The sequence below is a fragment of the Burkholderia sp. LK4 genome (assembly GCF_001043615.1).
Taxonomy (GTDB): domain Bacteria; phylum Pseudomonadota; class Gammaproteobacteria; order Burkholderiales; family Burkholderiaceae; genus Burkholderia; species Burkholderia cepacia.
The window spans coordinates 44640-60241 of the sequence record NZ_LDUL01000010.1 but is presented as its reverse complement, the minus strand read 5'-3'; the positions used below and the strand labels follow the sequence as shown (position 1 = coordinate 60241).

The following is a 15602-nucleotide window of genomic DNA, read 5'->3' as shown; positions in this document are numbered from 1 at the left end:
GGGCGCAACGGCGCGCTTGCACCGGCGTCGCGGCGGCCGTTTCGTCGCATCGACGGGGTGAGACGAACGGGCGGAATTGCCGCGCACGCCGTGGCTCCGGCAGCGAACCGGCGGCGTCGACATTCCCGCCGCGCCAGCGTGCACACGGGTTTCACGGTCATCGCACGCACGATGGCACGCCGCTTGCAGAGATCTCGGGCAGGTCGGCGCGGTCGCGTCGACGATGAAGATCCGCCGCCCGGCGATGGCAGCGGACGAGACAGGCAGGGCCGCGGCGTACACCCATGCGCCGGGGCCGGCCAACTGGATGGAGACAAACCCGTGACGACGCCCGTTACCGTCGGTGTGATCGCGAACCCCGCATCGGGGCGCGACATCCGCCGCCTCACGACGCATGCCTCCGTGTTTCCGACGGCGGAGAAGGCGAACATGATCGTGCGCCTGCTGGCCGGCCTCGGCGCGATGGGCGTCGAGCGCGTGCTGACGCTGCGCGACCGCACGGGCATCGCGACGCTGCTGCTGCGCGCGATCGACACGCATCGCGCGGTCGCGCCGCACGAGCGCTGGCCCGAGGTCGAATTCGTCGACCTGCCGATCACCGATACCGTCGCCGACACACAGGCCGGTGCCGCGTACCTGCACCGGATGGAAGTCGCGCTGATCGTCGTGCTCGGCGGCGACGGCACGCATCGCGCCGTGGCTGCGCACTGTGGCGCGACACCGCTCGTCGCGCTGTCCACCGGCACCAACAACGCGTTTCCCGAACATCGCGAGGCAACCGTCGCGGGCGTCGCGGCAGGACTCGCCGCGACCGGCGCGGTGCCGGCCGAAGTCGCGTTCACGCGCAACAAGCGGCTCGTCGTGCGCTGCGTGGCGGGTGCGCAGCCGGGGCGCGAGGAGATCGCGCTCGTCGACGTGTGCGCCGCACGCCAGCGCTTCATCGGCGCCCGCGCGATCTCGGGGTCCGACGACATCGATTCGCTCTACCTGACGTTCGCGGAACCGGACGGGATCGGCCTGTCCGCGCTCGGCGGCGCGTGGGCGCCGCTCGAACGCAGCGCGCCGCACGGGCTCGCGATGCGTTTCGCGGCCGAAGGCAAGGCGGCCGGCACGCCGCTCGTCGCGCCGATTGCGCCGGGCCGCGTCGATCGCGTCGTGATGCGCAGTTGCGAACGGCTCGAGCCGGGCGCGTGGCAGACGATCCCGTTCGAGCGCGGCACGCTGGCGTTCGACGGTGAACGCGAGATCGAGGTCGCGCGCGGCGATCGCTACGAGATCTCGCTCGACTGGCGCGGGCCGCTGACGGTCGATGTCGGCCGCACGCTGCGTTACGCGTCGTCGCGGCAACTGCTGCGCGATGCCGGTGCGTGGCACGACTGAGCCGCCGCTTTTTCGCATGACATTTCGACATCCATAACGATCCTCAAGGAGACATTGCCATGACGGCTTCACTCGAAGGACAGGTCGCCATCGTCACGGGCGGCGCGCGCGGCATCGGCCGCGGCATTGCGCTGACGCTTGCCGGCGCGGGCGCCGACATCCTGCTGGCCGACCTGCTCGACGACGCGCTCGACGCCACCGCGCGCGAGGTACGCGCGCTCGGCCGGCGGGCGGCGGTCGCGAAGGTCGACGTCACGCAGGCCGAGCAGGTCGACGCGATGGTCGCGCAGGCGCTCGCCGAGCTCGGCCGGCTCGACATCCTCGTGAATTGCGCGGGCGTGATCAGCATTCATCCGGTCGCCGAACTGACCGAGCGCGACTGGGATGTCGTGATGGACGTGAACGCGAAGGGCACCTTCCTCGGCTGCCGCGCGGCGCTCGCGCACCTGAAGGCGCAGGGCCGCGGCCGGATCATCAACGTCGCGTCGATCGCCGGCAAGGAAGGCTTTCCGAATCTCGCGCACTACAGCGCATCGAAATTCGCGGTCGTCGGCTTCACGAACGCGCTCGCGAAGGAGCTTGCGCGCGACGGCGTGACCGTCAACGCGATCTGCCCCGGCATCGTCCGTACCTATATGTGGGACCGGCTGTCCGACGAATGGAAGGCCGACGGCGAAACGGTCGAGGAATCGTGGCAGCGGCACCAGTTGACGCTGATTCCGCAGGGCCGCGCGCAGACACCGGAAGACATGGGCCGGCTCGCGCTGTTCTTCGCGACGATGGACAACGTGACGGGCCAGGCCGTGAACGTCGACGGCGGCTTCACGTTCCACTGACGGCCGCAGGCCGTGCAATCCGTCGCCACGGCGTCGCCGCGGCGGCATTCGCAGTCAGACCTACCCAGGAGACACACATGACCGTTTCGACACAGCTCAGCAGGGACAAGCTGCTGGACGCCTACCGGCTGATGCGCACGATCCGCGAATTCGAGGAACGCCTGCACGTCGAATTCGCGACCGGCGAGATCCCCGGCTTCGTTCACCTGTACGCGGGCGAGGAGGCGTCCGCGGTCGGCACGATACTGCACCTCGGCCTCGACGACTATGTCGCGACCACGCACCGTGGCCACGGCCATTGCATCGCGAAAGGCGTCGACGTGCACGGGATGATGGCCGAGATCTACGGCAAGAAAACCGGCGTCTGCCACGGCAAGGGCGGCTCGATGCACATCGCCGACCTGTCGATGGGGATGCTCGGCGCCAACGGGATCGTCGGCGCGGGCGGCCCGCTCGTGTGCGGCGCCGCGCTCGCGGCGAAGCACAAGAAGACGGGCGGCGTCGGCGTGTGCTTCTTCGGCGACGGCGCGTCGAACCAGGGCGTGATCTTCGAATCGATGAACCTCGCGTCGGTGTGGCGGCTGCCCGCGATCTTCGTCGCCGAAAACAACGGCTACGCGGAAGCGACGTCGTCGAGCTGGTCGGTCGCGACCGACAACATCGCCGATCGTGCGAACGGGTTCGGGATGCCGGGCGTGATCGTCGACGGATTCGACTTCTTCGCGGTGCACGAAGCGCTCGGCGAAGCGGTCGAGCGCGCGCGCAACGGCGGCGGCCCGACGCTCGTCGAGGTGAAGTTCACGCGCTATTTCGGCCACTTCGAAGGCGACGCGCAGACCTATCGCGCACCCGGCGAGGTGCAGAAGCTGCGCGACGAGAAGGACTGCCTGAAGCATTTCGAGACGCGCGTCGTGCGGGCCGAAGCGTTGACGACCGCCGATCTGCGCGCGGTCGATGCCCAGGTGAAGGCGCTGATCGACGACGCGGTCGCGCAGGCCAAGGCCGCGCCGCTGCCCGACGCAGCCGACCTGCTGACCGACGTCTACGTGTCGTACCCGTGAGCGCGGCCTGACACCGCGGCCGACACGGCGAACCGAACATTCCAGGAGACAGACATGGCAAGGAAGATTACTTATTCGCAGGCGATCAACGAGGCGCTCGCGCAGGAAATGGCGCGCGACGACAGCGTGATCGTGATGGGCGAGGACAATGCAGGCGGCGCGGGCGCGCCGGGCGAGGACGACGCGTGGGGCGGTGTGCTCGGCGTGACGAAGGGGCTGTTCCACAAGTTTCCGGGCCGCGTGCTCGATACGCCGCTGTCGGAGGGCGGCTACATCGGCGCGGCGGTCGGTGCGGCCGCATGCGGGATGCGGCCCGTCGCGGAGCTGATGTTCATCGACTTCATGGGCGTGTGCTTCGACCAGATCTTCAACCAGGCCGCCAAGTTCCGCTACATGTTCGGCGGCAAGGCCGTGACGCCGGTCGTGATCCGCGCGATGTACGGCGCCGGGCTGCGCGCGGCCGCGCAGCACTCGCAGATGCTCACGTCGCTGTTCACGCACATCCCGGGGCTGAAGGTCGTGTGCCCGTCGACACCGTACGACGCGAAGGGGCTGCTGATCCAGGCGATCCGCGACAACGATCCCGTGATCTTCCTCGAGCACAAGCTGCTCTATACCCGCGAAGGCGACGTGCCGGAGGAGTCCTATGCGATTCCGTTCGGCGAGGCAAACGTGATGCGCGACGGCGACGACGCGACGATCGTCACGTACGGCCGGATGGTGCATCTCGCGATGGACGCGGCCGCGAAGCTCGCGAAGGACGGCATCCAGGTCGACGTGATCGATCTGCGCACGACGTCGCCGCTCGACGAGGAAACGATCCTCGAAAGCGCGGAGCGCACCGGGCGCGTCGTGGTCGTCGACGAAGCGAACCCGCGCTGCTCGATCGCGACCGACATTGCCGCGCTCGTCGCGCAGCGCGCGTTCCATGCGCTGAAGGCGCCGATCGAGCTCGTGACCGCGCCGCACACGCCCGCGCCGTTCGCGAGCGTGCTGGAAGACCTGTATATCCCGTCCGCCGATGCGATTGCGCAGGCGGTCCTGAAGACGAGGAGCTGACACGATGTCGATTCACATGATCACGATGCCCAAGTGGGGGCTGTCGATGGAGCAGGGGCAGGTCAACGGCTGGTTGAAGACGATCGGCGAACGCGTGACGAAGGGCGACGAGGTGCTCGACGTCGAAACCGACAAGATCTCGTCGGGCGTCGAATGCGCGTTCGACGGCACGCTGCGCCGGCAGGTCGCGCAGGAAGGCGAGACGCTGCCGGTCGGCGCGCTGCTCGGCGTCGTCGCGGCGGCCGATGCGAGCGATGCGGACATCGACGCGGCGATCGCCGATTTCCAGCGCGATTTCGTGCCTAGCGCGGCCTCCGACGAAGCGGCCGGCCCGCAACCCGAGAAGGCGCAGATCGGCGGCCGGACGGTGCGCTTCCTGAAGCTCGGCGAAGGCACCGGCACACCCGCCGTGCTGATTCACGGCTTCGGCGGCGACCTGAACAACTGGCTGTTCAATCACGCGGATCTCGCCGCGCACCGGCCCGTGTGGGCACTGGACCTGCCCGGCCATGGCGAATCGGGCAAGGCAGTCGAGACGGGCAGCCTCGACGAACTCGCCGACGCGGTGCTCGCGCTGCTCGATGCGAAGGGCATCGACCAGGCACACCTGATCGGCCATTCGATGGGCGGCGCGGTTGCGATGGCGGCAGCGGAACGCGCGCCGCAACGCGTCGCTTCGCTGACGCTGATCGCGAGCGCGGGGCTCGGCACCGACATCAACCGCGCTTACATCGACGGTTTCGTCGCCGGCAACAGCCGCAACACGCTGAAGCCGCACCTCGGCGCGCTGTTCGCGGACAACGCGCTGGTCACGCGGCAGCTCGTCGAGGATCTCGTCAAGTACAAGCGGCTCGAAGGCGTGCAGGCCGCGCTCGAGAAGATCGCGAACGCGGCGTTCGACGGCGCCGCACAGCGGCGTGTGTTCCGCGACCGGCTCGTGACGCTTGCGCCGCGCACGCTCGTGATCTGGGGCGAGCGCGACCAGGTGATCCCGGCGCATCACGCGCAGGGTTTGCCTGACGGCGTGCGTGCCGAAGTGATCGCCGGCAGCGGGCACATGGTGCAGATGGAGGCGGCCGCCGACGTGAACCGCCTGATCGTCGCATTCCTCGGAGACTGACGATGGCCGCCGCGCTCGAACGACCCAGCCTCACGGCGCTCGGCCAGCCGGGCGCGAGAAACCGCGACAAGCTCGCGCGCATTCCGGTGCGCGTCGAGCCCGCGGCCGGCGCGGCGTTGCCGAAGCCGCCGTGGCTGCGCGCGCGGCCGATGATGAGCGCGGCGGTGGCCGACATGGCTGCCGTGCTGCGCGACCATCGGCTGCATTCCGTCTGCGAGGAGGCGATGTGCCCGAACATCGGCGAGTGCTTCGCTCAGCGCACCGCGACGTTCATGATCATGGGCGGCCTGTGCACGCGGCGCTGCCCGTTCTGCGACGTCGCGCACGGTCGTCCCGAGCCGCTCGATCCCGACGAGCCGGCGCGGCTGGCCGACGCGGCCGCGGCGCTCGGGCTGCGCTACGTCGTGATCACGTCGGTCGACCGCGACGACTTGCGCGACGGCGGCGCCGCGCATTTCGCCGCGTGCATCGCGGCGGTGCGCGCGAGCGTGCCGGGCATCGGCGTCGAAGTGCTGACGCCGGACTTCCGCGGCCGCGTGGCCCGTGCGCTCGATGCGCTGTCGACGGCCTGGCCCGACGTGTTCAATCACAACATCGAGACGGTGCCGTCGCTGTATCGCGCGGCGCGGCCGGGCGCCGACTATCGCGGCTCGCTCGAATTGCTCGCGCAGGCGAAGGCCGCGCGGCCGACGCTCGTGACGAAGTCGGGACTGATGCTCGGGCTCGGCGAGCGCGACGACGAGGTGCGCGACACGCTGCGCGACCTGCGCGCGCACGAAGTCGACGTGCTGACGCTCGGCCAGTATCTGGCGCCGTCGTCGCACCACCTGCCGGTGCGACGCTACGTGAGCCCCGAGGCATTCGCCGCATGGCGCGACGACGCGCTGGCGCTGGGTTTCAGGGAAGTCGTCGCCGGCCCGCTCGTGCGGTCGTCGTACCATGCGGCCGACGTGCTTGAGAACAGCTAGCGGGCGGCGCGTCAGGCCGGCGCCGGGGCGTGCGCGCGACTCACCCGGCGCAGGTACAGCACGAGCCCGGCGCCCGCGAGCATCAGGCTGACCGTGTTCGCGAACCAGAAGCCGCGCGCGCCGGTCAGCCACGCGGGCGCGATGCCGCCCACGTCGAAGCCGAGCACGTAGCCGCCGCTGAGCCCGACGCCCCACAGCGCGACCGCATAGATCACGGTCGGCACGACCGCGACCTTGTAGGCCCGCAGCACGAACGCCGACGTGACCTGCAGCGCATCGAAGACGTGATAGCACGCGACGATCGCGACGAGCGGCATCGCGGCCGCGGCGACGGCCGGGTTCGGCGTATAGCCGCCGATGATCAGCGGTCGCAGCACGAACACGAGCAGGCCGTATGTCGCGGCAATGCCGCACGCGAAGATCACGCTGTGCCGGCCGAGCAGCCGGGCTTCTTCGGGCCGTCCGGCGCCGAGCGCGCGCGCGACCAGCGTCGATGCCGCCACGCCGATCGACAGCGGGGTCATGTACAGCACCGCGCCGATGTTGCCGGCGATCTGGTGGCCGGCGAGCGTCGTCGTGCCGAATTGCGCGATGAACAGCGCCATGCACGTGTACGACGTGACCTCGATCAGGTACGACAGGCCCATCGGCACGCCGAGTTTCAGGATCGCCTTCTGGCGTTCCCACACCGGCCAGCAGAAGCGCGAGAAGATCGCGAGCGGCGCGAACACGTCGAGCTTCGCGAGCAGCGTGTAGCCGATCAGCGCGAGCGCCCAGTTGATCAGCGTGCTCGCGAGCCCGCAGCCGGGGCCGCCGAGGGCCGGTACGCCGAACCCGCCGAAGATGAACCACACGTTGAGCGGAAACTTGAGCACCAGCGCGCCGATCTGCAGGATCATCGCGAGGCGCGGCTTGCCGGCCGCGTTGGTCAGCGCGTTGTAGATGCGGAAGACGAGGCTGGCGGGCAGCCCGTACGACAGGATGCGCAGGTAGTCGACGGTGCGGTCGTGCAGCGCGGCGGGTGCGTGCGCGACGCGCAGCAGCGGCTCGGGAAAATGCAGCAGGAGAAAGCCGGGCACCGCGAGCAGCAGCGCGAGCCACAGGGCCTGGCGCACTTCCTCGCCGATTTCGGCATAGCGTCGCGCACCGTACAGTTGCCCGGTGATCGGCTGCAGCGCGGACAGGATGCCCGTCAGGCCGATGTAGATCGACACGTAGATCGACGAGCCGAGCCCGAGCGCGGCCAGATCGACGGCCGAGTAGCGGCCGACCATCGCGGTGTCGATCACGCCGAACGCGATGATCGCGAGCTGGCCGACGAGCACCGGCCACGCGAGACCGACGATCCGGCGGATGTCGCCGAACATCGTCAGTCGGCCGGCTGACGGCGCGGCGGACGCCGCTTGACGGGCGTCTTCGGCCGTTCGATGCGCTCGTACAGGCGGAAGCGCTCGTCGCGGTCGGCGACGCGGCGGCCCTCCCACACGAGACGCCACACGTATTGCGACATCGAGCTCGGCTCGCCGAAGTCCGCGCGGTCCTGGCGCAGGATCACGTCGCAGTCGCCGGAGAAATCGAAGCGCATGTTGCCGAAATACGCGAAGGTCGCGAGCTGCGCGTCACCGAGCCGCACGGGCGAGATGCACTCGTAGTCGGACGGCAGGTGCACGGCGATCTGCTGCGCGACGTCGCGATAGGTCCGGCCATAATTGACGATCGGCAGCCACAGCGTCATCAGCAGCACCCACATCAGCGTGGTGCCTGCACCCGACAGCACGACGCTGCGCCACAGGACCTTCGGCTGCCGCGAGATGCGCCAGCGCACGAGGAAGCACCAGCACACCGTGGCGATCACCGCGCAGATGAACGACAGGATCTTGAAGTGCGGCTCGTAGCCGGGCACGAGGCGCGCGAGGTTGCGGGCGAGCGGATGCGGGAAGCCCGTGAGCGACGCGAGCCACACGAGCCACACGAAGGTGCCGAGGATCGTGAAGCTCAGCACCGCGAACCAGTCGATCGCATTGATCGCGCCGCGCTTGAGGGTCGGCAGCGCGAACGTCGCGAGCACCGCCAGCGGCGGCATCAGCAGCATGTACATGCGGTTCGACTGCTGGCTCTGCAGGATCACGAGCGCGACGAGCGGCACGGCGACCGACAGCGGAATCGCGACGTGCGCGCGGCGGCGCATGCCGGCCCAGCTCCACCATGCCCAGATCGCGAGCGGCCACGCGGGCCACGTGAACAGCGGCAGGTTCTTTGCCGCATAGCCGAGCACGGCGGTCGGCGGGCCGGAAAAGCGCATCAGGCTGCCGTGAATCCACTGGTTGAAGAACCATGCGGCGTCGTCGGGCGCCGCGACGAACGCGGCAAGCGGCCACAGCGCGAAGATCGCGGCCGCGAGCGGTACGCCGACCAGCGGCAGGCGCAGGTTGCGCATCTCGGGCGTGACGAGCCACAGCACGGCCGTGCCGGCGAGCAGGGCGACGACGAGCACCGGGTTGCCTGACAGGGCGACGAGGCCGATCGCGAGACCCCACCACAGCGCGCCCTGCATCGGCTTGTCGATGCCGCGGACGATCCCGTAGACGAGCATGGCGATCCACGCGAACTGCGCCAGCTGCGGCGTCGTTTCGTGCCCGCGTTCCGCGAGGCCGAAGCAGGCGACGAGCACCAGCAGCGCGCCGTCGGCGAGCGTGCGGCCGTAGTCGCGCGGCTCGGGTTCGCCGCCGAATGCGTATTTGAACGGCTGGACCTCGGCACGCCGGCCGAGCAGGTAGGCTGCGTACCAGACGAACGCGCACGCGACGCAGAACAGCACGCCGGTATCGACGCGCGACGCGTTGCTCGCATCGACCCACGGGCCGAGGCCGCGGATCGACAGCGCGCCGAGCCAGTAGCCGAGCGGCCCGTCGGTCGTGATGAACTTGCCGACGAGGTTCGGCAGCAGCCAGTCGTGCCAGCCGCCCTTGGCCATCGTCCACATCACGCCGAAGCCCGCCGCGTCCTCGTTCTTCCACGGGTCGCGGCCGAACAGGCCGAACGCTGCGTAGACGAAGCAGAGGGTAAGCAGCAGCCAGCGCGGCAGCGCACGCGTGGCGGAGGCGGTGAGACGGACGACAGGCTTCATGCAGATGAGCGATTTGTTATGGGCGGGCGGCCGGCGCGGGTGCGCGCGGTCGAGCCGGTTTCGAGCATCCGGCATTGTAGACGCGCCGGCAGTTGCGCGTCAGGCCGATGCCCGGACGCCGGCCGGTGCTTTTCCGGCGAGCAGAGACAAAAAAGGGCAGCCTGGGCTGCCCTTTTGTGCGATACCGGTGCGTTGCAACCACCGGATGCGGTGCAAAGCTTACTTCGCCTTGCCGCTGGCGCGAACGCCGAACTTGTTCTTGAACTTCTCGACACGGCCGGCCGTGTCCATGATCTTTTGCTGACCCGTGTAGAACGAGTGCGATTCCGACGACACTTCGATCTTGGCGAGCGGGTAGGTCTTGCCGTCGAGTTCGATGTTTTCACGCGTCTGGATCGTCGAGCGCGTGATGAACTTGAAGCCGTTCGACATGTCTTGGAAGACGACTTCGCGGTAATCCGGGTGAATGCCAGGTTTCATGATTTTCCTTGGTGAGAGCGGTAGCCAACCCGCCGCTTGCCGTGCCGTGCCGCACAAAGTTGCGCGATCCAGCCGACGTCAAGCCCGGCGCGAGCCACTTGCCTAAGGTCGAAAAACGGCGATTATGCCAGAAAATCAGATGGTTGACGAATTATTTTCACGGTGCGTCGAGCGCGCCGGTGCCGGCCGGATCCTGCCGGTAGTAGCGCGCGAGCAGCCGGTACAGCTCCGGAAATTCGGACTCGAACGCTTTCGGTCGTACGAACAGCGCTTCGCTGCACACCGCGAAGAATTCGGACGGGTGGTCGGCCGCATACGGATCGATCAGCGATTCCCGCTCGAAGCGCGCCCACGCGCGGTCCGGCACCGCGTCGACGCGCGCGCAGAACTGGTCGTACGCGTGCTCGAACACGTCGGCCCAGGTCTGCGCATCGAGGTACGGCGCGTGCCAGCGGCGAAAAAGGGGCGGATAGCCGTCGGCTGCGCCGTTGACCATGTCGATCTTGTGCGCGAACTCGTGGATCACGACGTTGTACGCGTCGCGGCCGTCCGTCATCTGCGCATCCTCCCACGACAGGATCACGGGGCCGCCTTCCCAGGCCTCGCCGCTCGCGTCCTGCTCCACTTCGTGGACGACGCCGTCCTCGTCCTGCACCGTCTTGCGGATCACGAATTCGCCCGGATACACGACGACGCCGACCCAGCCGTCGTACAGCGACAGGTCGAGATTCAGCACGGGCAGGCAGGCCTGCGCGGCGATCGCGACGATCATCGCGTCGGTCAGCTCGAGCCCGTGCGCGGTCGAGAACGATTTCTTCGCGACGAACAGGCTCGTCAGTTCGCGCAGCCGGCCGAGCGCGTCGGGCGACAGCGCCGCGAGGAACGGCAGGCGCTCGACGGTGTCCTGCCATAGCGCGTCGGGGATCGGATGGCTGCGCAGCGCGCGGTCGCGGCGGCGGTCGTCGAACCAGCGGGTCAGTTTCGAGAGCATGAAGGCGGCTCGCGGAAATCCAAAGCCTGTCTTTTAACTCAATCGATCTCTTTTTGCCATGCCGCGAAGAGGCCGCCGACGAGCGCCACGCCGGCCAGGAAGTAAAAGCCGTCGAGCGACGCGAGAAACGACGCCTGTTGCGCGACCATGCGCGCGATCGACGCGATCGCGAGCCCGTGCGCGTCGTTCAGCGCGTGGCCGGCGGCCGCATAGCTGCGCGTCAGCGCATCGACGGCCTGCTGGAACAGCGGATCGAACACGTTCGCGCGCTCGACGAGTCGCGTCTGGTGCACGGCCACGCGGTGCTGTTCGACGATGATCACCGACGACGTCGCAAACGAGATCGTCAGTTGCCGCACGATGTTCTTCAGCCGGTAGCCGTGCGTGTATTCGTCGATCGCGAAGATCCGGAACGTCAGGTTGGCCACCGGCAGCACGATGAAGAGCAGGAGCAGCCCACGCAGCAGCAGCGGGACGATCAGCGCGGCTTCGCCGACCTGCGGCGTCATTCGCGTCATCCACAGCGCGGCCGTGATGGCGACCGCGAACCCCGGCACGACGAACCACTTCTTGTGCGTGACGAATTTCGCGTAACGCAGGTAGGCGAACAGCGCGGTGGCCGAAATCAGCGACATCGTGCCCACGAGCCGCCCGGCGTTCTCGACCGGATAGCCGAGCCCGCCTTCGAGAAGCCGCGAGGTCAGGTAACTGAAGCCTGTCGACTCGTAGTAATAGAACATGTAGAGCAGCAGCCCGACCTGGAACGTCCGTTCGCGGAACGCATGAAGGCGCACGAGCGGCGTCGGATGGTTCCACTGGTGATACGCGAACCACGCGAGCGCGCCGATCCCCGCGATCGTCAGCAGGATCAGCATCGGCGAGCCGCTGTAGAGCTGGTAATGCACCTGCTGCAGCACGATCTGCAGCGCACCTTGTGCGAGCGCGAACACGACATACGGCCAGAAATGTCCGGAGCCGCGTTCGTCGTCGGGCGTCCGGCCCGAGTCCGGCAGCGTGAGCAGCGCGAGGATCGCGAACGCGATGCCGGCCGGCGCCGTGCACGCAAACAGTGCGCGCCATGTCGCATGCGCGACGAGCAGGCCGCCCACGATCGGCGCGAGCGCGCTGCCGAGCAGGATCATGATGAGGAAAGCGCGTGTCGCGGGCGGCCGTTCCTGCGGCTTGAAACTGATCTGGATCAGGATCCGGCACGCGCCCATCATCGGGCCGATGAAATATCCCTGGAAACCGCGCGCGAACGCGAGTTCGAGCGACGTGTCGGCGAGCGCGGCCGCGATCGCGCCGAACGAGAACATCAGCATGCAGCCGGCGACGTAGCGGCGATGGCCGAGCCGGTCGACCCACCATTGCTGCTGCAGGATGCCGAGCACGGCCGTGACCGCGTAAGCGCTCGACGACCACACGAGTTCGTCAGGCGAAGCGTTGATGCCGCCCGCGATGTAGCTCGCGAAGAACGAGAAGGCCGCGTTGTCGAAATAGTCGATGCCGGTGACGAGCGCGAGCGCCCACGGGAACAGGTCCGCGCGCAGGTTCGCGCGGCTCCACAGCGGCGGGCGGCCGGGCATCGCGTTCATTCGCGCGCCTTGCGCGCGCGCCGCGTGCCGCTTTCGGCCTGCCGCTGCGCGATCAGCGTGTCGGCGCTTTCGCCGGCAAGACGCCGCTCGACGTAGTCGATGTCGTGCTGCAGTTCCTTGCGCAGCGCGACGGCTTCCTTCAGTTCGCGCTGGACGGCCGCGATTCGCCGGTCGAGTGTATCGACCTGCTCGGCGAGGCCGGTACGGATGTCGCGCAGCGACGCTTCCGAGTAGCGGCGCCGGCCGTCGCCCGTTTCTTCCAGCGGGCGCTTCAGCATTTCGGTGATGCCGTGCAGCGAGAAGCCGAGCGCGCGCAGCCGCAGGATACGCGCGAAGCGCTCGAGGTCGGCTTCGTCGTAGAGGCGGTAGCGGCCCTCGCTGCGCGACGGCGTGACGAGCCCGCGCTCCTCGTAATACTTCAGCGTGCGCGGCGTGACGCCGAGTCGCGACGAGGCGTCGCTCACGGTCAGCAGCGGGGTGGAGGTGTCGTTCGGCATGGGGCGTGGAGGGAATTCGATCCGGGCGATGATGCGATTGTAGATCAACCTGTACGTTCACGTTCAGGTTGGCACCGAAAAACGGCCGCCGGGCAGGATGCGCGGGCGGCCGTTCGGTGCGGGGCGGGGGCGCTTAGCCGCCGCGGCGCATCAGGTCGAAGAACTCGGAGTTGCTCTTCGTCTGGCGGATCTTGTCGAGCAGGAATTCCATTGCCTCGACTTCGTCCATGTCGTGGATGAACTTGCGCAGCACCCAGATCTTCTGGAGGATCTCGGGCTTGATCAGCATTTCTTCGCGGCGCGTGCCCGACTTGTTCAGGTTGATCGACGGATAGACGCGCTTTTCCGCGAGGCGGCGCTCGAGGTGCACTTCCATGTTGCCGGTGCCCTTGAACTCTTCGTAGATCACGTCGTCCATGCGGCTGCCGGTTTCGATCAGTGCGGTGCCGATGATCGTCAGCGAGCCGCCTTCCTCGATGTTGCGTGCCGCGCCGAAGAAGCGCTTCGGACGCTGCAGTGCGTTCGCGTCGACACCGCCCGTCAGCACCTTGCCCGATGCCGGGATCACGGTGTTGTACGCACGTGCGAGACGCGTGATCGAGTCGAGCAGGATCACGACGTCGTGCTTCATTTCGACGAGGCGCTTGGCCTTCTCGATCACCATTTCGGCGACCTGGACGTGGCGCGTGGCCGGTTCGTCGAACGTCGAGGCGATCACTTCGCCCGCGACCGAGCGCTGCATTTCGGTCACTTCTTCAGGACGCTCGTCGATCAGCAGCACGAACAGGATCACGTCCGGGTGGTTCTGCTTGATCGCGTGCGCGATGTGCTGGAGCATCACGGTCTTGCCCGACTTCGGCGATGCGACGAGCAGGCCGCGCTGGCCCTTGCCGATCGGCGCGATCATGTCGATGATGCGGCCCGTGACGTTTTCCTCGCCGCGCATTTCGCGTTCGAGCGAGAGCGGCTTGTTCGGGTGCAGCGGCGTGAGGTTCTCGAACATGATCTTGTGTTTCGAGGCCTCGGGCGGCTGCCCGTTGACTTTGTCGACCTTCACCAGCGCGAAGTAGCGCTCGCCGTCCTTCGGCGTGCGGACTTCACCTTCGATGGTGTCGCCGGTGTGCAGGTTGAAGCGGCGGATCTGCGACGGGCTGATGTAGATGTCGTCGGTGCTCGCGAGGTACGACATTTCCGGCGAGCGCAGGAAGCCGAAACCGTCCGGCAGCACTTCGAGCGTACCGTCACCGAAGATCGTCTCACCCGTCTTGGCGCGCTTTTTAAGAATGGCAAACATCAACTCCTGCTTGCGCAGGCGGTTCGCGTTTTCGATCTCGAGGCCATTGGCCATTTCGATCAGTTCGGACACGTGCAGAGACTTGAGCTCGGATAAATGCATACGGAGAACCCGCCAGGGAGGAGACGACGAAAGAAATAAAGGGAGGAGGGCGAGCGGAAGCGCTCAGAGACTTAAATGCGTCTTGTAGACGTTTTTTAATTCTAGCATAGGCCGATTCGCGCTTGAGCGAGCGAACGGCGGCTTGGCGACGGACGTGTTGCCGGTTGACAACACGTCCGCGGAACTGCCGGTATTACAGGTGGCTGTCCAGGAATGCGGTGAGCTGCGACTTCGACAGCGCGCCGACCTTCTGCGCGGCGGCCGCGCCATTCTTGAACAGGATCAGCGTCGGGATGCCGCGCACGCCGAACTTGGCGGGCGTTGCCTGGTTGTCGTCGACGTTGATTTTCGCGATCTGCAGCTTGTCGCCGTAGTCCTTCGCGACTTCGTCGAGGATCGGGGCGATCATCTTGCACGGGCCGCACCATTCGGCCCAGAAATCGACGAGCACGGGCTTGTCGGACTTGACGACGTCCTGTTCGAACGATGCGTCGCTGATGTGTTTGATCTGTTCGCTCATTGGGTCAATACCTCTTACGGTTCGGGGACTGCCTGCTTGCGCGTTGCGGCGTACCGGCCGCCGTTGGCTGCCGGCCGCTGCGGCAGGTCACTCCGCTCTCCGGACAGGAGGGGTGTAAGCGCTGCATGCCGCGGCTCGCGGGTCGTTCGGGCGTCATATTAGCCTAAATTGCTATCTGCTGCGGGCGGCGATAGTAGCCGCTACGCGAGTAGGGGTACGGCGCGCCGTTCGACCGTTGTGCCCTGCAGGTGGAGGCCGGCCCGCAAATTACAAGGGGACGCAGGCAATTCGATGCGGGCGATCGTCGTGCGACCCGATGCGCGCCGGTTTGCCCGGTCATATTCGCATTGGTGCGAACAAACGGTCGCATTCGTCCGGAAGCGGTGATAGAATATGCAGTGACGGGCCTCCTCGCATGGTGGGGCGGTGAACCTGGTCAGGTCGGGAACGAAGCAGCCACAATCGTTTTCTGCCAGTGCCGAGGGTTGGGCTCGTCACCTTCCTTCTCGCCCCGTTCGCCGGGCGTTTTTTATTTCTGCACCCCACTCCGTTTTACCTGCGCGTTGCCTGTC

At 67.5% G+C, this 15602-nt stretch carries 14 protein-coding genes and 1 other RNA gene; 7 read left to right on the top strand and 8 right to left on the bottom strand.

Features of this window, described 5'->3' with window-relative positions:
* The first annotated feature begins 321 nt into the window (after positions 1 to 321).
* The 6 genes from VK92_RS05830 to lipA all read left to right on the top strand — a co-directional run bounded on the left by VK92_RS05830 (position 322) and on the right by lipA (position 6424).
* On the top strand, positions 322 to 1380 hold the full coding sequence (locus VK92_RS05830) for an ATP-NAD kinase family protein (protein ID WP_048021069.1): 1059 nt from the start codon (positions 322 to 324) through the stop codon (positions 1378 to 1380).
* A gap of 59 nt (positions 1381 to 1439) precedes the next feature.
* Complete coding sequence (locus VK92_RS05825) at positions 1440 to 2216, top strand: SDR family NAD(P)-dependent oxidoreductase (protein ID WP_048021071.1); 777 nt, start codon at positions 1440 to 1442, stop codon at positions 2214 to 2216.
* 77 nt (positions 2217 to 2293) lie between these two features.
* On the top strand, positions 2294 to 3277 hold the full coding sequence (locus VK92_RS05820) for a thiamine pyrophosphate-dependent dehydrogenase E1 component subunit alpha (protein ID WP_021156490.1): 984 nt from the start codon (positions 2294 to 2296) through the stop codon (positions 3275 to 3277).
* Between the two features lie 54 nt (positions 3278 to 3331).
* On the top strand, positions 3332 to 4336 hold the full coding sequence (locus tag VK92_RS05815) for an alpha-ketoacid dehydrogenase subunit beta (RefSeq protein ID WP_048021073.1): 1005 nt from the start codon (positions 3332 to 3334) through the stop codon (positions 4334 to 4336).
* Positions 4337 to 4340: 4 nt separating this feature from the next.
* Complete coding sequence (locus tag VK92_RS05810) at positions 4341 to 5456, top strand: acetoin dehydrogenase dihydrolipoyllysine-residue acetyltransferase subunit (protein ID WP_048021075.1); 1116 nt, start codon at positions 4341 to 4343, stop codon at positions 5454 to 5456.
* 2 nt (positions 5457 to 5458) lie between these two features.
* Entirely contained in the window at positions 5459 to 6424 is a 966-nt protein-coding gene (gene lipA, locus VK92_RS05805) for a lipoyl synthase (RefSeq protein ID WP_048021076.1), read from the top strand.
* Positions 6425 to 6435: 11 nt separating this feature from the next.
* On the opposite strand, the gene VK92_RS05800 is transcribed toward lipA, so the two are convergent.
* The 8 genes from VK92_RS05800 to trxA all read right to left on the bottom strand — a co-directional run bounded on the left by VK92_RS05800 (position 6436) and on the right by trxA (position 15030).
* Positions 6436 to 7791: an MATE family efflux transporter gene (locus tag VK92_RS05800; protein ID WP_048021078.1), complete on the bottom strand. Its 1356-nt coding sequence runs from the start codon at positions 7789 to 7791 to the stop codon at positions 6436 to 6438.
* Positions 7792 to 7793: 2 nt separating this feature from the next.
* A complete protein-coding gene (locus VK92_RS05795; RefSeq protein ID WP_104766265.1) occupies positions 7794 to 9626 on the bottom strand; it encodes an ArnT family glycosyltransferase in 1833 nt (610 codons plus the stop codon).
* A gap of 144 nt (positions 9627 to 9770) precedes the next feature.
* The gene (locus VK92_RS05790) at positions 9771 to 10031 is read right to left on the bottom strand and encodes a type B 50S ribosomal protein L31 (protein ID WP_021156486.1); all 261 of its coding nucleotides are present in this window, start codon (positions 10029 to 10031) and stop codon (positions 9771 to 9773) included.
* 157 nt (positions 10032 to 10188) lie between these two features.
* Entirely contained in the window at positions 10189 to 11022 is an 834-nt protein-coding gene (locus VK92_RS05785; protein WP_048021081.1) for a zinc-dependent peptidase, read from the bottom strand.
* 38 nt (positions 11023 to 11060) lie between these two features.
* Positions 11061 to 12617: an MFS transporter gene (locus VK92_RS05780; protein WP_048021083.1), complete on the bottom strand. Its 1557-nt coding sequence runs from the start codon at positions 12615 to 12617 to the stop codon at positions 11061 to 11063.
* Positions 12614 to 13114: a MerR family transcriptional regulator gene (locus VK92_RS05775; RefSeq protein ID WP_048021085.1), complete on the bottom strand. Its 501-nt coding sequence runs from the start codon at positions 13112 to 13114 to the stop codon at positions 12614 to 12616. Before VK92_RS05775 ends, VK92_RS05780 begins: the two co-directional genes overlap by 4 nt.
* Before the next feature lie 133 nt (positions 13115 to 13247).
* Entirely contained in the window at positions 13248 to 14510 is a 1263-nt protein-coding gene (rho, locus tag VK92_RS05770) for a transcription termination factor Rho (RefSeq protein WP_006478662.1), read from the bottom strand.
* A gap of 193 nt (positions 14511 to 14703) precedes the next feature.
* Complete coding sequence (trxA, locus tag VK92_RS05765; protein WP_006402348.1) at positions 14704 to 15030, bottom strand: thioredoxin TrxA; 327 nt, start codon at positions 15028 to 15030, stop codon at positions 14704 to 14706.
* 400 nt (positions 15031 to 15430) lie between these two features.
* On the opposite strand from trxA, the gene ffs reads away from it, so the two are divergent.
* An RNA gene (ffs, locus tag VK92_RS39180) (signal recognition particle sRNA small type) lies at positions 15431 to 15529 on the top strand.
* Positions 15530 to 15602: the final 73 nt, after the last annotated feature.

Excerpts from the sequence above, each read along its gene's own strand:
- VK92_RS05825 (WP_048021071.1), top strand. The coding sequence starts at position 1,440 with ATGACGGCTTCACTCGAAGGACAGGTCGCCATCGTCACGGGCGGCGCG.
- VK92_RS05820 (WP_021156490.1), top strand. The coding sequence starts at position 2,294 with ATGACCGTTTCGACACAGCTCAGCAGGGACAAGCTGCTGGACGCCTAC.
- VK92_RS05815 (WP_048021073.1), top strand. The coding sequence starts at position 3,332 with ATGGCAAGGAAGATTACTTATTCGCAGGCGATCAACGAGGCGCTCGCG.
- VK92_RS05810 (WP_048021075.1), top strand. The coding sequence starts at position 4,341 with ATGTCGATTCACATGATCACGATGCCCAAGTGGGGGCTGTCGATGGAG.
- lipA (WP_048021076.1), top strand. The coding sequence starts at position 5,459 with ATGGCCGCCGCGCTCGAACGACCCAGCCTCACGGCGCTCGGCCAGCCG.
- VK92_RS05800 (WP_048021078.1), bottom strand. The coding sequence starts at position 7,791 with ATGTTCGGCGACATCCGCCGGATCGTCGGTCTCGCGTGGCCGGTGCTC.
- VK92_RS05795 (WP_104766265.1), bottom strand. The coding sequence starts at position 9,626 with ATGCCGGATGCTCGAAACCGGCTCGACCGCGCGCACCCGCGCCGGCCG.
- VK92_RS05790 (WP_021156486.1), bottom strand. The coding sequence starts at position 10,031 with ATGAAACCTGGCATTCACCCGGATTACCGCGAAGTCGTCTTCCAAGAC.
- VK92_RS05785 (WP_048021081.1), bottom strand. The coding sequence starts at position 11,022 with ATGCTCTCGAAACTGACCCGCTGGTTCGACGACCGCCGCCGCGACCGC.
- VK92_RS05780 (WP_048021083.1), bottom strand. The coding sequence starts at position 12,617 with ATGAACGCGATGCCCGGCCGCCCGCCGCTGTGGAGCCGCGCGAACCTG.
- VK92_RS05775 (WP_048021085.1), bottom strand. The coding sequence starts at position 13,114 with ATGCCGAACGACACCTCCACCCCGCTGCTGACCGTGAGCGACGCCTCG.
- rho (WP_006478662.1), bottom strand. The coding sequence starts at position 14,510 with ATGCATTTATCCGAGCTCAAGTCTCTGCACGTGTCCGAACTGATCGAA.
- trxA (WP_006402348.1), bottom strand. The coding sequence starts at position 15,030 with ATGAGCGAACAGATCAAACACATCAGCGACGCATCGTTCGAACAGGAC.